The organism is Methylobacter sp. (assembly GCF_004322395.1).
Classification (GTDB): domain Bacteria; phylum Pseudomonadota; class Gammaproteobacteria; order Methylococcales; family Methylomonadaceae; genus Methylobacter_A.
Genome location: NZ_SCTW01000033.1, coordinates 13,768 through 32,602 on the forward strand (window position 1 = coordinate 13,768; position 18,835 = coordinate 32,602).

Consider the following 18,835-nt stretch of genomic DNA (forward strand, 5'->3'; position numbering starts at 1 on the left):
GGGAATGCAGTCTTGGAAGCTCTAGCTTCCTGTCCGGCACGCGAAGCCAGAGCTTCGTGTACTGGGTTCCCAAGCTGGAGCTTGGGAACCAGCTTAAATGATAAATACTGTTTACAGTTTAAAATTCGGTTTTTAAATCTCCTCACCCCAGCCCCCTCCAGCAGAAGAGGGCGTTTAGGTGCCAAATTTTGATACATGAGGAATTGATCAAGTTTATTTGGACAGTAATCTGAGTATTTTCGTGCTTTTCGTGCTTTTCGTGTTTTTCGTGGATAAAACAAATTTTCCATAGGCATTATGCCCCGCGCGGTGTTTCGCCGCGCGCCTCCAGCAGGGTTTCGCTATGCAGGTATAAAGTCTGCAATGCGTCCAGCGTTTGTTGCTTCGGTTCTGCCCACATGCCGCGGCTGGCGGCCTCCAGCAGACGTTCGGCTATCGCGTTTTGCGCCCAAGGGTTAGCTTGTTCCAGAAAGCGCTGCATTTCCGGGTCCATCGCATAAGTCTCAGCGACTTGTTCGTACATCCAGTCGTCCATCACTTGTGCGGTGGCGTCGTAGCCGAATAAATAATCGACGGTCGCGGTCAGTTCCAGTCCGCCTTTGTAGCCGTGACGGCGGATGCTGTCCAGCCATTTTGGGTTGACGACGCGGGAGCGGAACACACGCAGGGTTTCTTCCTTTAAGTCACGGACTTGCGCTCGCGACGGATCGTGGCTGTCACCGAAATACTTGCGCGGCTGCTGGCCGGTTAAGGCTCTGATTGTCGCGATCATGCCGCCGTGGAATTGCAGGTAATCGTCGCTGTCGAAAATATCGTGCTCGCGGTTATCCTGGTTGTGCAATGCGACCTGGACGCCTGACAACCGGGTTCTAAAAGCATCGCGCTGGTCGTTGCCCTGCTGGCTGCGACCGTAGGCATAGCCGCCCCAGTTGACGTAGGCTTCGGCGAAATCGGCATCGGCTTGCCAATTTTTTTCCTGAATCAGCGGCAATATGCCCGCGCCGTAACTGCCGGGTTTGGCTCCAAAGATGCGTAAGGCTGAGCGTTGCGAAGCTTCATCTTCGCTCAGGCCTTTGCCAATCCATTCGCCCAGTTCGGCTAAATAATGCTTGCGGACAAAGTTTTGCGACAGCGGTTCGTCCAGCGCGATCACGGCGTTGACTGCGTCGTCGATCAGGTCGATCAGTTGCGGGAACGCGTCGCGGAAAAAGCCGCTGATGCGCGTCGTCACATCAATGCGCGGGCGTTTCAGTTCCTCCAAAGGAATCACTTCGATTCCGGTCAAACGGCGGTTTTCGTGCTGCCAGACCGGACGCACGCCGAGCAATGCTAAAATCTGCGCGACGTCATCGCCGTGGGTGCGCATTGCGCTGGTACCCCAGATGCTGATCGCGACGCTCTCGGGGTAATCGCCGGTTTCGCGGACGTAGCGCGATAAAACTTCATTGGCAAGTTGCTGACCGACTCGCCAGGCTGATTGGGAAGGTACGCTACGCGGATCGACCGAGTAAAAATTGCGTCCGGTCGGCAGGATGCTTGCCATGCCGCGTGTCGGCGAGCCGCTAGGGCCGGCCGGGACATAGCCGCCGGACAGGCCGTGCAGCAGGTTATCGATTTCGTCGGTGGCTCGGGCGAGGTTGGGTGCTAATTCGCGGCAAGCAAAGTTCAGTATGCGTTTTACGGCAGTGAAATCGGCAGGGCTGTTTCCGATTTCACAGATAGCTAGATCTATAGGTAACACTGTTGGCTTAAGAGCAGGTGCCCCTTCTCCCTGAGGGACAAATCCGCCGGGAGCGGATTTGCACTCGCCCGCAGGGTGGCGGACAGGACAGTCCGACATGATTAGGCTGGGATGAGGGGATTTAAATAAGTTTTCTTCCTTATTTTGATTTCCCCTCACCCCACCCTCTCCCTCTGGAGAGGGCTTTGTACTGTATAAGTCGGCTGTACTGATACCAAAGATTCCATTGATGGCTAAGTCTATGGCGGATTCGGCGTAAGCATTCGCCTGTAATTCGCTGAATAATCGTTTGCATAAGGCTTCGATGGTTTCCAATACATCGGCATGAGTAGGCAAAGGCCGTTCGGCCAGTTTTTCTAGCTCGGCATTTGTTTGATTCAAGCGATGGCCCTGATGTTCCAGCAGCGAGTCCATGCTCAGGCCGAATAACCGGGCAATTTCAATAGGCAGTCCGGGGATGTCCTGATTCGGCAAGCGGGTCAGCGAGACCAGCATGTCTGTTAGTTGCTCGTTTTCGGGCGTCTGTCCGAGTATATGCAAACCGTCGCGGATTTGCGCCGCGCCCAGTTCGCACAAGTAGCCGTCCAGATCCTCAATCAAATGCGCGACATCGGCACCGGCCATTTTGGTCAGCAGTTCGGGCAGCCCGTCTTCGTCGTGATCATGGTCATGCTCGTGATGATGTTCGCCATGTTCATGGTGATAATCATGGCCGTGATGCCCATGATCGTGGTCATGATGATCTGCATGGTCATGAGCGTGTTCGTCATAATCCTGATGCCGATGTTCATGTGCATGGCAGTGCTCATGATGGTGATGGTCGTGCTCATGGCTGTGATCGTGATGTCCATGATGATCATGGTCGTGATGGTCATCGTGATCATGGTCGTGGTGCAACAGCCGCGCCTGCAAATCGGCGTCCAGGTTGGTTTCTTTGACCAAATCCCAGATTTGTTGTTGCAACAGCGGCAGCTTGGCCGGATCGAGCACTTCCACTTGGTAATATTCATCGACCAGTTGGGTCAGTTGGGCCAACGCGCCGTAAGTGTCTGCGGTGGTCATCGGTGGCGTCAGGTGATCGACGACGACGGCATGAGCGCGGCGCTTGGCCTGCGCGCCTTCGCCGGGATCGTTGATAATAAATGGGTAGAACAACGGCATGTCGCCCAACAGCGCATCGGGGAAACAGTTTTCCGATAAGCCCACGCCTTTACCCGGCAACCATTCGAGCGTACCGTGCTTACCGACATGCACTATCGCATCGGCCTTCCATTCGTCGCGCAGCCAGCGATACAGCGCATAGTAATGATGAGTGGGTGGTAAGTCGGGCTGGTGGTAGATCGCGTCGGGGTCCATGCCGTAACCGCGCGGCGGCTGCAATGCCACGAAAGTGTTGCCAAGTTCTATGCCTGCCAGCGCAAGATGATCGTCATGCAAATAAGCCTCGCCGGGTGCGGCTCCCCATTGTGCGGTCATTTTCTGCTGCATCTCGACCGGCAGGTCGTCAAACCATGCTTGGTATTGCGCTGCCGATACGCGGCCAACGGTATTAGCTAGCTGTTCGGTCGTCAGATAGGTATTGTCGTAAGCGCAACGGTCGATCAGCTCGTGGATTAACGCTGTGCCGCTTTCCGGCAGATTGCCAATGTTGTAACCGGCTATTTGCATGGCTTGCAGAATCCGCATCAGCGATGCCGGTGCATCCAAACCGACCGCGTTGCCGATTTGCGAGGCTTTGCTATTGGAGTTCGTGAACACAAAGGCGATGCGCTTATCGACATTGTCCAGGCGTTTAAGCCGCGCAAAGCGCGAGGCGATTTGGGCGATGCGCGCGACCCTATCCTGCACGGGTTCGTATTCGATCAGTTCATTCGATAGGCCGGAAGCTTTCGCCTTGAACGATAGCGGCACGGTGATGATGCGGCCGTCGAATTCCGGTAATACGACACTCATCGCTGCATCCAATGGATTCAAGCCGCGCGCCGATTGCTCCCACTGATGCTGCATCATGCCGCTGGTGATGGCTTGCAGCACCGGTACATCGAGTTGCTCAAGTACATCCACAGACCAACCAGCGGGTGTGGCGCCGCCTGGAGTGATTTCACCCATCGCAAACGCGGTGGTGTTGATCAGTACGTCGATATGCGCGCCTTGTCCGCTGGTGAAATAGCGTAGCGCTGTAGGAATGGCGTCATCGCTGCGACCTGCGCGTAACGACGAGGTGAATACGGGCAGCACATTCAATCCGTGTTTTTCCAGCTGTTCAATTAAAGCGTCGACAAAACGCGTGTTGCCGCTGATCCAATGGGCGCGGTAAAACACAATGCCGATGCTGGCCCGTTCCGGCACTCGCAGAGCAAGCCAGTCGTCTATGCTTGCATCTTGAGATAAATCGGGGTGATAAATGCCGTGTTCGGGCAAATCGACAGCCGGTTCAAAGCCAAAACCGGTCAACAGAAAATGATCGGAAAGGTAGCGCAGCAGTTGCGCCATATTGAGGCTGCCGCCCGCCTGAAAATAGGCTTGTACCTGATGCAGTACGTCGGATGATACCGTGGATGCGGCGGCTAATTCCGGGTCAGGCTCGCCGGTGCCGCTGATCGCGATTAAGTGCCGCCCCCGGCAGTGGCGCACTAAGTCGGCAAAGCCGGGCACGCTGCCGAGACGGCCCAGCACGCGCAGCACGATGATACGCGCCGAAGCAAGCTGGTGCAGCAACAGCTCGGCCATTTGCGCATCATTTTCCAATGCCTGTAGGTTAACGCCGGTCACCTCCGGAAAACCTTCCGGCATTTGCGCCATTGCGCTTTGCAGCACCATCAAGTCGTTGGGCGCATGGGTCAGCAACGCTATATTAGACATCGCCGGTACCTAAACGGTGGAAAACGTGTTCGCTTATTTCGGTGCCATGTTCCAGGTGTTCGCTGACAATCCGCTCCAGCACCGCTTCATCCGTACAAGAATACCAAATGCCTTCAGGATAAACGACCAGGATCGGGCCGTTTTTGCAGACTGCAAAACAGTTTGAGCGGGTACGCTTTATTTTAAGGTGAGGGCGGGCATCGATTTTTTGGCCCAGTCGTTGAAACGCGTCTGTATTGTTCCCTGAGCATCGTTGGCCTGTACACATCAATACGTGTTTGTCGTGGGTTCTCATGACTGTTTTTTGTAAAACTGTCCCATCAGACCGCCGATAGCCAGCCAAAAGACTGCGTTGGCAAGAACGGTGGCGGTTATAAAAGATTGAGCCAATTCTGCTGGTGCAGCACTGCTATGAACTTCCGGCTGCGGCGCACTGATTAAATGAGGTGCTGCGAGTAACACTGCGCCGAAAAACTTGTTGGTCCTGGTTTTGGCAAAAGCCAGCAGCGATAGGCCGAAGCCGGTATCAAGCACTGTGATCAGCCACCAATTTTGCCGGTCTGCCAGTTTGGCAGCTGTTGTGCCGGGAACTTCCGGCGGCAATCCCAAAGACGGCGAAACGAAAAAGGTTATGTAGCCCGCCAGTCCCCACAACAGGCCCATGCGCCAGTTGCCGGGGCGGCCGCGCAAACACATGACTGAACCAATCAACAGGGAAAAACCCACACCCAGACTGATATTGGCTACTGCGGTAAAAAACGTCCGCTCCCAGCCGTTTTCAGGCTGCCATTCATGGTGTTCGTGACTATTTTCCGCATTGGCAACGACTGGTGCTGAGGCATTTTCCTCGTACACTTCGGCCCGGAGCAAAGTCGGGATGACTTGAATTTGTTGGATGGCAGTTAATAACAGACCCGCCAGTAAGCCTGTCCAGAGAGCCGCAACAACAAGCTCTCTGAATGTGGTCAGGTTAAACATTAATGGCACGGAAAGCTGGCGGAATGTCGTCCATCATGAGCAGCGTTATGCAATTGTGCAGTATCTGCGAAACCAGCGGCATACAGCAGCGCCAAGCCAAGCATACTAGCCAGCAGTGCGGGTAGGATTCTGTCTGAAATCCCTCTATCTTCGGCTTCCCCCTTTGATAAAGGAGGATTGAGGGGGATTTTTTGAGCGTTATCAAGTAAAACGGGTGTTGATGGCATGTGTTTTCTCCTGAGTAAAGAGACAGCAAAACCAGTAACGGATAATGTTACCAGTGGAAATAATCTGTACGGGGAAGAAAAGCAGGACGGACGCGAAGGAGAGCAATCCATCTGAGCGCCCTCCGCGCACAAATTTGATTATCGCTTCAGGCCGGTCTCCGGGCTCACGAGTTGAAAGCAATGCTTGAGCTTCCAAGGTTAGCGCCTTCCCATGCATGGCACAGTGGCGGTTGCAAACCTTTTACTTGTTTACCGTTGCGGGGGCAGCGTGGGCTTTGTTTGCATCTTAAGCGAACTTACCTACTTCCCGTTTCAATTCTGCGGACGATAGTCCATGAATACCTAAAGCAAATTGTACGAACCTAGTATATTCACTCAAGAAAGAACTAGCAAGCATGAGCTTTATTTACTATAGGTAGTTAATTTAACCGCACAAACATTAACTTAAGTAGAAAGTTTGTATATAAAGGATTGGTTGAATTATCAAATTTTTTAATAACCTGGGAAAAGCCGCTAGCTTTAGGCGGCCGCAACTAATGCACTGCATCCATCGAACAAGTGCCATAAGGTTATGACAGGAATTGCTGAGTTTCAGAGATTTTTGCTACAAAATTTGTCAATATAGGCGATAATTAAAAAGATTTAACGTTTCTACAAGTTTACATCACTTACTACGGGTAGATGGCTCAACTTAGAATTCGTCTTATCTGTGTATACGCAGACCCATAGATGTTCTCATCATAAATTATGCATTTGGATTCGCTTCGTGTTTAAGTTTTTCATCTGTTCGTAGTTAGATGTTATGCAGAGATGACTGTTTGGTAAGACTAAAATACTTTAATCGCCTGAGTAGTTACGGTTCCGGTTTTTAGCTTATTGAATAGTTAATTGTATTGACCGATAAATTTAAATTGCATGTTTTTCAATATGATCAAGCAAGTCGCGGCAAGTTATTTATCCGGCTTTATTATTGTTTTTCTAACAGGTATTTCACCTATCGTATCTGCCCAGGATTTGCTGGAAATCTATGAGCTGGCGCTACAAAATGATCCTGTCTTAAAGCAAGCGTATGCCGGCCAGCTTGCTGTTGGCGAATCAAAAAACCAAAGTATTGCAAATTTTCTACCTAATGTTTCGGCAACAGGTGTTAGCAATATGAATCGCTTAGATAATAAAGGTGCAACTTTTCAAGGTAGCGGCTTACAAAATTACGTTGACAATAATTTTACGGTGAACTTAACCCAGCCTTTGATTCATTGGGAACATTGGATACAGCTAAGTCAATCCGATAATCAGATCGCTCAAGCCGAAGCGGATTACCAATCTGAACTACAAAAACTAATGGTTAAAATCACCGAAGCTTATTTCAATGTATTATCTGCTGAAGATAATCTTGAATTTAGCCGTGCAGAAAAACAGGCAATTGCACGACAGCTTGAACAGGCCAAGCAACAGTTTGCAATCGGCCTTATTGGTATTACCGAAAGCCATCAAGCTCAAGCTGCTTTTGATAGAGCCGTTGCCGATGAAATTGAAGCAACCAACAATGTGGATAACCAAAAAGAAGCGCTAACGGCGATTATTGGCGAGCAAAACATCGTGCTAAGCAATCTGGGCGGTATTATTCCGCTAGTCAGGCCGGAGCCGGATGATATAATGGCGTGGAGTGACTCTGCTGAAATTGGTAACTTCAGCATCATTTCGGCCTTCAATCAAATGGAGTTTTCTCGAAAAGCGATTGATCTACAACGCAATGGGCATTTACCCAAAATAGATATGATTGCTTCTGTCGGTCAATATGATACCACCAGTACATTTGGCTTACAGGGATCTCAAGAAACTGTAGGTTTACGCTTAAATGTCCCTTTGTTTGAGGGCGGTGCGGTAAATTCCAGAGTCGATCAGGCGAGTTATAAATACGAACAAGCCAAAGAAAATTTAACCGCTACAAAAAGAACAGTAAAGCGTCAGGTAAAAGACGCTTATCGGGGAGTCACTACTAGCATTAGCCGTGTAGAAGCGCTGAAAGTTGCAGTTAGCTCCGCCGAAATCGCCTTGCAGGCGACTGAGGCAGGTTTTGAAGTCGGTGTCCGAACACTGGTTGAGGTGTTGGATGAGCAAAGAAATTTATACCGGGCTAAACGAGATTACTCACGTTCTCGTTATGACTATTTGTTGAATACCGTCAAGCTGAAACAAGCATCTAGCAGTCTTGCGCAAGAGGATCTTCAGCAAATAAATCGATTATTGGTGGCAAGTTCCGCATCAAGACATGAAAAGTGAGTTTATCAATAGCAAGTTTACTATTCCTATTTTCGCTAGTCGTCCATGATGGTTGCCAACTAAAATGAGTCCTTGATTTCTTAGTGAATCAGCTGTGTTGTTTTGTTTGCTTTATGCAACTAATTTTAATCAGTGTAAATGAACTGCCAGCCAGATGGTATTAAGGTCGGGCTGAGTCCATTCGACTCGATGTCTGGTATGGCTAGGAATCAGCAAATAGTCGCCGGTACTTAAATGAAAGGTTTGATTGTCTTTTTCATAAAGGATGGTTGCCTGTCCCTGAAGTAAAATTACCCATTCATTCCAGTCTTGATCATACCATTGTCCTGCCGGTGTGATATGGCCTTTGGATATAATGCGCTCAATTTGAATATTATTCCGCTTGAAGATACATTCAATCAGTTCTTCCGGTAACCGATCCGGTATGTTTTTAAAAATATTGGAGTTAACAGAATTCATATGATTTCGGAGTCGATAGTGAATTTGATTTTATCGGTTCAGGGTCTAAACCTTATAATGACTATTATTGGGCAGACAGATACTCTGCAAGTAATCGAAAAATAAATCATTTAATTGTAGAGAGCAAGATAATCAATAACGCATGATAAGTTTAACAGGCGTAATTTGCGCTTACCGAAGATGGCGGCCGCGACTGCTCCCGGCAGTCGTCGGCATTTCTTCCATCCATGGAGGCCGGAAGTGCCGCAGCCGGTAGATAGCTGGGGCAATCATAGAACCGTTGTGATTGTTGGCGGCGGCCCCGCAGGGTTGATGGCAGCGGAAGTTTTAAGCCAGGCAGGAGTCAAGGTTGACCTTTATGATGCTATGCCTTCTGTGGGGCGAAAATTCCTAATGGCTGGAAAAGGAGGAATGAATATTACGCACTCCGAGTCATTTGATAAGCTTCTTTCTCACTACGGTTCTCGTCAAGTCTATATCAAACCGATGCTGGATGCTTTTGGACCTGAGGCTTTGCGAACATGGGTACGGGATTTAGGCATTGAAACTTTCGTAGGTTCGTCAGGAAAGGTGTTTCCAGTTGATATGAAGGCCGCGCCTCTGCTGCGTAGATGGTTGCATAAACTACGTGTAAATGGCGTCAGTTTTTATATGCGCCATAAATGGTTGGGCTGGGATGATGGGATGCTGCTGTTTCAAACACCTGAGGGAGAGAAGAAAATCAGCGCTAATACGGTGATCTTGGCTTTGGGCGGAGGCAGTTGGAGTCGGCTCGGTTCTACAGGCTCCTGGGTGCCTCTGTTGGTCCAACAAGGGGTTCCGGTTGAACCGCTACAGCCGTCGAACTGTGGGTTTGACGTAGGCTGGAGTGAATTTTTTCAGAGCCGTTTTGCCGGACAACCTTTAAAATCTGTGCAAGTGTCTTTTACTGATTTGGCAGGCTTTAAATTTTGTGAGCAAGGCGAATTGCTTGTGACAGCGGATGGTGTTGAAGGTAATTTGATTTACAAAATGTCCGCATTGCTGCGCGATCAAATTGTAGCAGCCGGTAAGGCGTTGATTTACCTTGATCTTGCTCCCGGCAAGAATAAACAGTTCTTGCTCGACAGAATTTTGCAGCCGCGAGGCAAGCAAACAATGGCAAATCATCTTCGCAAGCGAGTCGGTATTGATGGCGTTAAGGCTGGCTTGCTGAGGGAGATTTTATTAAAAGAGGATTTTGATGATCCGATTCGTCTTTGCAATGCTATTAAAGCATTGCCGATTGCACTTATTGCTGCAAGACCGATTGATGAGGCGATTAGCAGTGCGGGCGGCGTTACCTTTGAGGCTCTTGATGAGCATTTGATGGTACGTTCCATGCCGGGCGTGTTCTGTGTAGGCGAAATGCTGGATTGGGAGGCGCCGACGGGCGGCTACTTATTAACGGCCTGTTTTGCCAGTGGGCGTGTTGCAGGATCGGGCGTATTGGCTTGGTTGCAGGCTGAACACAAATGACTTAAGTTTAAACATCAACCCTGTTGATATATACATCATAAAATAGAGTAATTATTCATTATCTAGAAAAAAGAACATGAATTACTCTAAATAAACACATGAACGAATAAATTAAAATCCGCCTAAAGTGTGATTCGTGTTTTATTGTAAAATTAGCATCGGTTGAGTGGTTGTAAATAAAGTAAAATATAAGCGAAAGAATTATCGGATCAAAGTCTATGTCGAAGAAAAAGGCCGCAAATGTTTTTAACTTTTACCAAGGTAGCGTATAAGGGCGGCTATGAAAACTCCAAAAAGTATTGAACCGCTGGTGCAGGATGGCCTCGTAGACGAAGTTATTCGTCCGCTAAAAAGCGGCAAAGAGGCTGCTGTTTATGTTGTTCTCTCTGAGGGAGAGATACGTTGCGCTAAAGTTTATAAAGATGTAAATAAACGCGGCTTTCACAAGCAGGCCCAATATCAGGAAGGACGCAAAGTGCGAAACAGCCGTCAGGCTCGCGCTATGGAGAAAAACACCCGGTTTGGACGGCAGCAGCAGGAAGAAGTATGGCAAAATGCCGAAGTCGATGCTTTATACCGCCTTGCCGCCGCCGGTGTGCGTGTTCCGCAGCCCTATAACTTTGTCGAAGGCGTATTGTTAATGGAGCTGGTAACCGATGAGCATGGCAGCGCCGCGCCTCGGCTTAACGATCTTGAATTGAGCCGAGAGCAAGCCCTTGAATACCATGGGGTGTTGATTAAGGAAGTGGTCAGAATGCTTTGCGCCGGACTTGTGCATGGTGATCTTTCTGAATATAACATATTGGTTGATGCGAACGGCCCGGTCATTATCGATCTGCCTCAGGCGGTTGATGCAGCAGCGAATAATAATGCCGCTAAGATGCTGGAACGCGATGTTAACAATTTGGCCGATTATTTTGGTCGTTTTGCCCCCGAGTTGCTCGTTACCGAGTATGGTAAAGAGATCTGGAAGCTTTATGAGAGCGGTGATTTGACTCCACATGTTACGTTGACCGGCCGATTTCAGGCCAGTAACAAATTGGCGGACGTCGGCAGTGTTCTGCGAGAAATTAAAGACGCCCGAGAAGAAGCAATACGCCGTCGCTATGAACATGAAGATTAACTCAGGCTGATTTATGAGTGAAAAACAATCGGGAAATCCACTGCATGGCGTTACTTTGGAAATGATTCTCGAAGAACTGGTAGCCGATTATGGCTGGGCCGAGATGGGCAGGATAGTTGACATTAAATGCTTTAATAATGACCCAACCATTAAATCAAGTTTGAAGTTTTTAAGAAAGACATTGTGGGCTAGAAAGCAAGTTGAAAAGCTGTATTTGATGAAAAAAGCCAAGTGATTTTTGGAGTATAGCGCTTTCTTTGATCGTTCAAAGTCGGCTTGTGGTTTTGGCCGAATGTTACTAATGTCTGGTATGAGCTCCTACTTGGCAATTGCTTTTTGCATTACTTACCTCTATTAGTCATAAGCGAGGGGAAGTAGCCTAATGTAGTACAGAATAAACTAACAGCATCCGATACAGCTTTTGTCAACATCAGTAAGCAGTAAGTCAGGCTAAATAAGCTTTTTTGGGGCAGGGTGTTGCTCATCCCATTTTGATATTGTCCTATGTGACCAAAGTTGCAGAGGCGGAAGAATGATGAGGAATGCTAGTATTAATACGTATGCTTTGAGCTTTATAAATTGTAAGTTATTGAAATTTAATGTCTTATAGTGATGAGAAATTACATTATTTACTGTTATTAACTTATTGTTTTAGCGGGTATTTTGCTTGTAAAATGTCAAGAATTTGGTTGTATGCTAAAATTATATTTTTATTGATCATATGCCACCTAATAGCAGGTCAGAAAATGACCAAGGACTTTCAATGTTTGCCGAAAATCTATTAGAAGAAACGAAAGCCAGCTTCTTCGATGGGCGCTACAAGTTATTTTTTGGAGGGAATGTTTCCTTAGGTAGTGGTCATGATCAGCGAAGCAATCAAGTCATCAAGGGCGGAGATCTGATAAATGTCCAGTGTTTTAAGTGCTCATTACCTGTAGTGTGTAGATAATGGCGCCGTTATATTTGGACTACATGCAGCCCTATAGCCGCAGAAATAATGCGACAAGAAACCGTTACTTATTATCGTGTTTCATAATGCTGATAGGCTGCATGCCAACCAAAAGCTATGCTATGGCATCGCCAGACGATACCATCAGACCCTACGTTGCTTCCAGCCTGTTATACGACAGCAATTTTTTACGGCTGTCGGACAACGTCGATCCAGTGCTGGTTAGCGGTAAAAGCGACAAAAGCGAATTTGTTAAACAAGTTGCAGCCGGGATTGACATGGACTGGAAAATCAGCAGGCAGCATATCATCGTTAAAGCCAATGTTAACCAGAACTGGTTTGGAAATTATACCAGCCTGGATTACACCGGCTGGGACACACTGGCTCAATGGAATTGGCAATTAGGAAACGATCTGGATGGCGAAATCGGTTACTCTAACGCTCAGGTATTGGGTAGTTTTGTCCAACTAAATAGTCTAGTAAACAACTTGCAAAACAACCAACGTTCTTTTGTTAACGCCGGCTATTTGTTTCACCCTAACGGTAAGATCAAGTTTGGTCTATTTAGGACAGAGAATACAATTGAAGGCACGGGTCGGCAATTCAGCAATAACATTGAAAACAATGCAGAGCTCAACCTGCAATACCTAAGCCCCACCGGCAGCATTTTGGGGCTACGGGTACTCGGAACCGACGGTGAATATCCGGAACGCCAATTAACTCCCGGCAGCACCCAGGATAACGCTTATACGCGAATGAACTATGCAGTTACCTGGGATTGGCAGGCTAGTATTAAAACTCGGGTTAGTGGGCTTCTAGGTTATACTCAGCAGCGCTACGATCATTTTGGCGTCCGCGATTTTTCCGACATCGTTGCGCATCTTAATCTGAACTGGCAAGCCACCGATAAGACATTGCTGGAGCTGTCCGCCAGACGCGATATCTACCAGGCCGACACCCTGTTTGCGAGTTTCGTACTAACCGAGGGCGTGTGGTTTGACCTTACTTGGCAGCCTAGCTCAAAAATTGCTCTTAGATTGCCTATATCCTATCAAGAGCAGCAATATCTGGGCGGTGGTACTGGTGTTGGCTTTGACCAACAAAAAGACCAGGTTGGCAATATCGGTATTAATTTGATGTATCACCCAGTGGAAAGCATTAGCATCGGCCCTGTCCTGAACTACGAAAAGCGCGATTCAAACAATCCGTTAAGATCCTACGAAACTGAGTCGGCTGGGCTTAATTTACAGGCGGCTTTTTAAGAGCTTATGGAGGCGGGCATAACAGAAACTAATGCTGATTTCGCCATCATCCACTACTTAAAATAAAGGAATTCTCGATCCTATAACGGGCGGTCCTTGTTGTATTTAGGTGTCAGATTCTCAATATATGAAATTTAGGAATAATCGACAGACATCCTGATTTTGATTATTAGGCCGATTATTTAGCAATGTCTTTTTGTTGAGGAAATAAAGAGTGTTTTTAACTGTAACTAAAATAGTAGTCGGTATATAATCCCATAGTTTTATTCAATCATTTACTAAATTCAAACCGGAAAAAAACATGCTGGGTAAGTTGGTTAGATTTGTTATAGGAAGCCGTAATGACAGGCTGATAAAGAAGAAAAAGTCATTGGTCAAAAAGATCAATGCTCTGGCTTCTGATTACGAAAAATTATCTGACGATGCGTTAAAAGCAAAAACGCAAGAGTTTCGTAATCGCCTGGCGCAGGGTGAAAAACTGGACAATCTGCTTCCGGAAGCGTTTGCGACAGTCAGGGAAGCGTCGACCAGGGTTTTCGGTATGCGTCATTTCGATGTGCAGTTGATTGGCGGGATGATACTTCATGACGGCAAAATTGCCGAAATGAAAACCGGTGAGGGCAAGACTCTGATGGCAACCTTGGCTGCTTATTTGAATGCACTGCCGGGACGCGGCGTACATGTTGTTACTGTTAATGACTATCTGGCCAAGCGCGACTCCGAATGGATGGGCAGGCTATACAGCTTTCTGGGCTTGACTACCGGCGTGATTATTAGCCAGATGGAAAGCGACGCACGGCGAGAAGCTTATGCGTCGGACATTACTTATGGAACCAACAATGAATTCGGTTTCGATTATCTGCGCGACAATATGGCTTTTAGCCTAGAGCAGAAAGTCCAGCGCGACCTAACTTTTGCTATTGTCGATGAGGTGGATTCTATCCTTATCGATGAGGCGAGAACACCGTTGATTATCTCCGGACCTACCGAAGAAAGCACCGAAATATATATCAAAGTCAATAAGATCATCCCCTTTCTGACCAAACAGGAAAAAGAAAATGGGCCGGGCGATTATTCGGTCGATGAAAAAGTACGTCAATTATACCTGACCGAAGAAGGCCACGAACGGGTTGAGCATTTAATGGTCGAACATGGCTTAATGGCGGAAGGAAGCAGCTTGTATGATGCAAGCAATATTCGCTTGATGCACTATTTGAATGCGTCATTGCGTGGTCATGTTTTATTTAAAAAAGACGTTGATTATATTGTCGCCAATAATGAAGTGATTATCGTCGATGAATTCACCGGCCGAGTTATGCCGGGACGCCGCTGGTCCGAGGGCTTGCATCAAGCGATTGAAGCGAAAGAACATGTTGCTATTCAAAATGAAAACCAGACGCTAGCCTCTATCACTTTCCAGAATTATTTCCGCTTGTTTGAAAAACTTTCCGGCATGACCGGTACGGCGGACACTGAAGCGTTCGAGCTGAACAAGATTTACGGCCTTGAGGTTGTGGTCATTCCTACGCATCGGCCCATGATTCGCAGAGATTTGGGCGACGTTGTATTCCTGACTGCCGACGAGAAATACACTGCCGTTGCTGAAGATATTAAAGAATGCGTTAGCCGTGGGCAACCGGTGTTGGTGGGAACCACGTCGATTGAAAATTCGGAACGGCTGTCTGCGTTGTTACAAAAGCAGGGCATTAAACACGAAGTGCTTAATGCCAAACAACACGAACGCGAAGCCCATATTATTGAACAAGCCGGTATGCCGGGAGCGGTTACTATCGCCACCAATATGGCCGGACGAGGTACCGATATTGTACTTGGCGGTAATCTGGAAGCAGAACTTGCGGCACTGGGAGAAGATGCCAGTGAGGCCGATAAGGATCAAGTCCGTGGAGTTTGGCTAGATAGACACGAGCAAGTTATAGCTACCGGCGGTTTACATGTTATTGGTTCGGAGCGGCATGAATCGCGTCGTATCGATAATCAGTTAAGAGGACGTTCAGGTCGTCAGGGCGATCCGGGTTCAACTCGTTTCTACTTATCGTTGCAAGATGATTTGATGCGTATTTTTGCATCGGATCGTGTTGCAGGCTTAATGCAGAAGTTAGGTATGGGCAATGGTGAAGCCATTGAACATCCTTGGGTAACCCGCTCTATCGAAAGCGCCCAGCGCAAGGTTGAAAGCCGCAACTTCGATGTCCGTAAAGAAATTCTAGCTTATGACGATGTCGCCAACGATCAACGTAAGGTTGTCTACGCGCAACGTAATGAGCTAATGGCGGCTGAAGAAATATCCGGCATTATCACCGCGATACGTGAAGATGTGGTTAATAATGTGATTACCCAGTATATCCCGCCAAAAACCATGGTCGAGCAGTGGGATACTAAAGGCTTAGAAGAACATTTGCATCAGGAATTTAACGTTGAAATTCCAGTGCGTAAAATGTTGGCTGAAGATCACTCGCTGCAGGAAGAATCTTTGCGCAAGCGCATTATCGCTATTCTGGAACAAAACCATAAAGACAAAGAACAACAGATGTCTAAGGAAGTGTTACAGCATTTTGAGAAGTCAGTGATGCTGCAAGTGTTGGACAATAGCTGGAAAGAGCATCTGGCGGCGATGGATTATTTGCGTCAGGGCATACACTTTAGAGGTTATGCTCAAAAAGATCCCAAGCAGGAATATAAGCGTGAAGCATTTGAAATGTTTACTAACCTGCTTGAACATATTAAGTATGAAGTGATAGGAATTCTGTTTAAAGTTCAGGTCAGACAGGAAGAAGACGTTCACGCTATTGACGAGCAAATGCAAGCGCCCAGAGAAATGCATTTTGAGCACGCTCAGGCGCCAACTTTGGAAGCTTATGAGGAATCGTTACAGGTGCCTGAACAGGAAGCTGCTACTTCTACAGAACAGCCGTTTGTCAGGGAGGGCCATAAAGTGGGTCGTAATGATCCTTGCCCTTGCGGTTCAGGCAAGAAGTTTAAGCAGTGCCATGGACGGTTAAGTTAATTTAGAAATAGTTCGCTGCATATCGACTTGATGTCATAATTTTATTAAGACATGACAAAGCACGAAGATAACGTTCATGTCTTAATAGAGTTCCTTCTAAGTTAATTCTTAAAATAGGTTTTCTGTAGGTTTTTCGTCAGGTCTGTCGAAATCATTCGCCGAATTATCGGATGTGGAACTCGTTGGTACACGATCCTCTTGAAAGAACTCCCATATCCCGCTTTTATTTGAGGCCGATTCTAAAAGACCGGTCTCAGGGTTTATAAACGCTTTGACTATTCCTTCAGGCATTTCAAGAGGTGCTTCCGGGATGTCTTTCAAGGCTATCCGCATAAACTCTATCCACATCGGCAATGCAGCTACGCCCCCCGTTTCAGAATCTCCAAGCGGCGCAAAGTCATCAAACCCGATCCATGCGGAGGCGACATTGGATTGAGTATATCCATTGAACCAGGCGTCCCGGTGTTCGTTTGTGGTTCCTGTTTTTCCGGCAAGATCTTGTCTACCTAATATTTTTGCACCTGTCGCTGTGCCGTGTTGCACAACATCCCTTAATAATGAATTCATAAGAAAACAAATTTGCGGCGTAATAATTCGGGGTGCGTAGTTGCGTTTTAATTCCTCAGTACTATCGCAGGTAGGGCAGGCAATTTTAGGCTTGGCTTGATAAATAATTTCGCCTTCGTTGGATTCAATACGTTCAATAAAATAGGGTTTGACGAGGAAGCCGCCGTTGGCAAATGTGGCATAAACTTGTGCCATTTGCAGCGGGGAAGCATAGCCGCTACCCAATGCCAAAGAGAGGGTCTTTGGTATTTGATCTTCGGTAAAACCAAAGCGTAGTGCTGTTGCAACGGCTTTTTCAATGCCCATTTCCTTCAATAAGCGAATGGAAATAATATTTCTTGAGTGAGTTATAGCCGACCTGATGCTGGTTGGTCCGTAGAATTTTTTGTTGTAATTCTCCGGTCGCCACTCGTTTTCCTGGCCTGGAATGTCTATGACGATCGGTGCATCGTTAATAAGACTGGCGGGGGTATAGCCTTGCTCCAGAGCAGTCGTGTAAATGATGGGCTTAAAGCCTGATCCCGGCTGTCTTTTTGATTGGGTCGCTCGATTATATTTGTTGCGAAAAAAGTCGAAACCGCCCGTTAACGCTAAAATGGCGCCATTGGCAGGATTTAATGAAACAAACGCCCCTTCAACTTCGGGTACTTGCGTTAAAGCCCAGGTATTATTCGGCAGTTGACGAACACGAATAATATCGCCGGTTTTTAGCAGGGTTCCGATAGAGCTGCCGGTCCATTTAATATTTTCCGATGGTATTTCAATAACAGTGCGGTCTTGAAGGAGGGCCGTTGCGAGATTGTTTTTTACCTGTAGAACAGTGGCGGGCAATGTATCGCCGATGATGGGGGGCTCGTTGAAATCGTTGGTTTTGTTAATACGTGAGTGACGGTATCCGTGGCGCTCATCGTAGGCATGCAAGGTATCGGTAAGCGCCTGATTTGCAGTTGTTTGTAGTATCCCATTTATTGTTGTATAGACCTTGAATCCGGAGGTATAAGCTTGCTCGCCGTAGAGTTCGAAAAGTTTCTGCCGCACCATTTCAGCTAAATAAAGCGCTGAAATCTCAGGTGTGACCGATTGCAGCTTTGCAGTAGAGGGTTGCCGGGATGCATCCTCATAGTCCTGCTGAGTAATGTGGTTAAGCTCAAGCATGCGGTGCAAGACATAATTACGTCTTTCAATTGCCCGTTTCTCATTAGTAATTGGATTATATATAGAAGGTGCTTTTGGCAAACCGGCAATCATCGCGTGCTCGGCCAAGCTCAGCTCGGTTAAGGGTTTTCCGTAATAAACCTGAGCGGCTGCAGAAATGCCATAGGCTCTATGTCCCATGAAAATCTGGTTTAAATAGAGTTCCATAATTTTATTTTTCGGGTATTCGTGCTCTATTTTTAACGCCAACATAATTTCTTTTAACTTACGGGTGTAAGTTTTTTCGCTGCTAAGCAGGAAGTTGCGGGTAACCTGCATGGTGATAGTACTGCCGCCCTGTTTTTTCTTGCCGGTTAATGCAAGTTGCAGCCCGGCACGAAGCAGGCCTTTAAAGTCGACGCCAGTGTGTTCATAAAAACTGTCATCTTCAGCGGCAATGAAGGCATTAATGAGTTGTTGGGGGACTTCTTCTATATTAACCGGTGTACATTTTTTTTCGCCAAATTGAGCAATTAGCAGGCTATCTTTACTGTAAATAGTTAAAGGTGTCTGGTATTGAACATTATGCAGGGTCTTAATATCAGGTAGGTCGGCTGAAAGCTTGTTGTATAAAAAATAGCCGAAGATTGCTGTGCCCAAAGTTATGGCCGTAAAAAAAAAAGCAAACCATTTTAAAATTCTAACCACAAGTGATCCTGGGAAACGAT

General features: G+C 47.2%; 12 protein-coding genes and 1 riboswitch. Of the genes, 6 read left to right on the plus strand and 6 right to left on the minus strand.

Annotated features, from left to right (window positions below; all coding sequences use genetic code 11):
- Positions 1-295 precede the first annotated feature (295 nt).
- The 4 genes from EPO18_RS05150 to EPO18_RS05165 are packed head-to-tail and all read right to left on the minus strand — an operon-like array spanning position 296 to position 5,808.
- Positions 296-4,603 carry a cobaltochelatase subunit CobN gene (locus EPO18_RS05150; protein ID WP_292431452.1) on the minus strand — a complete coding sequence of 1,436 codons (4,308 nt, stop codon included), beginning with the start codon at positions 4,601-4,603 and terminating at the stop codon, positions 296-298.
- Positions 4,596-4,898: a (2Fe-2S) ferredoxin domain-containing protein gene (locus tag EPO18_RS05155; RefSeq protein ID WP_292431455.1), complete on the minus strand. Its 303-nt coding sequence runs from the start codon at positions 4,896-4,898 to the stop codon at positions 4,596-4,598. The genes EPO18_RS05150 and EPO18_RS05155 overlap by 8 nt, the downstream gene beginning before the upstream one ends.
- The gene (locus tag EPO18_RS05160) at positions 4,895-5,581 is read right to left on the minus strand and encodes a CbtA family protein (protein WP_292431457.1); all 687 of its coding nucleotides are present in this window, start codon (positions 5,579-5,581) and stop codon (positions 4,895-4,897) included. The genes EPO18_RS05155 and EPO18_RS05160 overlap by 4 nt, the downstream gene beginning before the upstream one ends.
- Complete coding sequence (locus EPO18_RS05165; RefSeq protein ID WP_292431459.1) at positions 5,581-5,808, minus strand: CbtB domain-containing protein; 228 nt, start codon at positions 5,806-5,808, stop codon at positions 5,581-5,583. Before EPO18_RS05165 ends, EPO18_RS05160 begins: the two co-directional genes overlap by 1 nt.
- A 132-nt stretch (positions 5,809-5,940) precedes the next feature.
- Positions 5,941-6,169: riboswitch (cobalamin riboswitch) on the minus strand.
- Between the two features lie 566 nt (positions 6,170-6,735).
- Here EPO18_RS05165 and EPO18_RS05170 point away from each other — a divergent pair.
- A complete protein-coding gene (locus EPO18_RS05170; protein WP_292431462.1) occupies positions 6,736-8,091 on the plus strand; it encodes a TolC family outer membrane protein in 1,356 nt (451 codons plus the stop codon).
- Positions 8,092-8,220: 129 nt separating this feature from the next.
- On the opposite strand, the gene EPO18_RS05175 is transcribed toward EPO18_RS05170, so the two are convergent.
- Positions 8,221-8,550, minus strand: a complete 330-nt coding sequence (locus tag EPO18_RS05175; protein WP_292431464.1) for a cupin domain-containing protein — start codon at positions 8,548-8,550, stop codon at positions 8,221-8,223.
- Between the two features lie 165 nt (positions 8,551-8,715).
- Here EPO18_RS05175 and EPO18_RS05180 point away from each other — a divergent pair, with 165 nt between their 5' ends.
- The 5 genes from EPO18_RS05180 (at position 8,716) to secA (ending at position 16,406) form a co-directional block, all read left to right on the plus strand.
- Positions 8,716-10,047, plus strand: coding sequence for a TIGR03862 family flavoprotein (locus EPO18_RS05180; RefSeq protein ID WP_292431467.1), 1,332 nt, complete (start codon positions 8,716-8,718; stop codon positions 10,045-10,047).
- Positions 10,048-10,327: 280 nt separating this feature from the next.
- On the plus strand, positions 10,328-11,170 hold the full coding sequence (locus EPO18_RS05185) for a PA4780 family RIO1-like protein kinase (protein ID WP_292431470.1): 843 nt from the start codon (positions 10,328-10,330) through the stop codon (positions 11,168-11,170).
- A gap of 13 nt (positions 11,171-11,183) precedes the next feature.
- A complete protein-coding gene (locus tag EPO18_RS05190; protein WP_292431474.1) occupies positions 11,184-11,405 on the plus strand; it encodes a VF530 family protein in 222 nt (73 codons plus the stop codon).
- Positions 11,406-12,220: 815 nt separating this feature from the next.
- Positions 12,221-13,381 (plus strand): XrtB/PEP-CTERM-associated polysaccharide biosynthesis outer membrane protein EpsL, encoded by a 1,161-nt coding sequence (gene epsL, locus EPO18_RS05195; RefSeq protein WP_292431477.1) that lies wholly within the window; start codon positions 12,221-12,223, stop codon positions 13,379-13,381.
- Positions 13,382-13,682: 301 nt separating this feature from the next.
- A complete protein-coding gene (gene secA, locus EPO18_RS05200; RefSeq protein WP_292431480.1) occupies positions 13,683-16,406 on the plus strand; it encodes a preprotein translocase subunit SecA in 2,724 nt (907 codons plus the stop codon).
- A 108-nt stretch (positions 16,407-16,514) separates the two neighbouring features.
- Here the strand turns inward: secA and EPO18_RS05205 are convergent, their stop codons facing one another.
- Entirely contained in the window at positions 16,515-18,815 is a 2,301-nt protein-coding gene (locus tag EPO18_RS05205; protein WP_292431484.1) for a penicillin-binding protein 1A, read from the minus strand.
- Positions 18,816-18,835: the final 20 nt, after the last annotated feature.

What these genes read in the sequence shown, in the direction of transcription:
- EPO18_RS05150 (WP_292431452.1), bottom strand. Translation starts at nt 4,603, where the DNA reads ATGTCTAATATAGCGTTGCTGACCCATGCGCCCAACGACTTGATGGTG.
- EPO18_RS05155 (WP_292431455.1), bottom strand. Translation starts at nt 4,898, where the DNA reads ATGAGAACCCACGACAAACACGTATTGATGTGTACAGGCCAACGATGC.
- EPO18_RS05160 (WP_292431457.1), bottom strand. Translation starts at nt 5,581, where the DNA reads ATGTTTAACCTGACCACATTCAGAGAGCTTGTTGTTGCGGCTCTCTGG.
- EPO18_RS05165 (WP_292431459.1), bottom strand. Translation starts at nt 5,808, where the DNA reads ATGCCATCAACACCCGTTTTACTTGATAACGCTCAAAAAATCCCCCTC.
- EPO18_RS05170 (WP_292431462.1), top strand. Translation starts at nt 6,736, where the DNA reads ATGATCAAGCAAGTCGCGGCAAGTTATTTATCCGGCTTTATTATTGTT.
- EPO18_RS05175 (WP_292431464.1), bottom strand. Translation starts at nt 8,550, where the DNA reads ATGAATTCTGTTAACTCCAATATTTTTAAAAACATACCGGATCGGTTA.
- EPO18_RS05185 (WP_292431470.1), top strand. Translation starts at nt 10,328, where the DNA reads ATGAAAACTCCAAAAAGTATTGAACCGCTGGTGCAGGATGGCCTCGTA.
- EPO18_RS05190 (WP_292431474.1), top strand. Translation starts at nt 11,184, where the DNA reads ATGAGTGAAAAACAATCGGGAAATCCACTGCATGGCGTTACTTTGGAA.
- epsL (WP_292431477.1), top strand. Translation starts at nt 12,221, where the DNA reads ATGCCAACCAAAAGCTATGCTATGGCATCGCCAGACGATACCATCAGA.
- secA (WP_292431480.1), top strand. Translation starts at nt 13,683, where the DNA reads ATGCTGGGTAAGTTGGTTAGATTTGTTATAGGAAGCCGTAATGACAGG.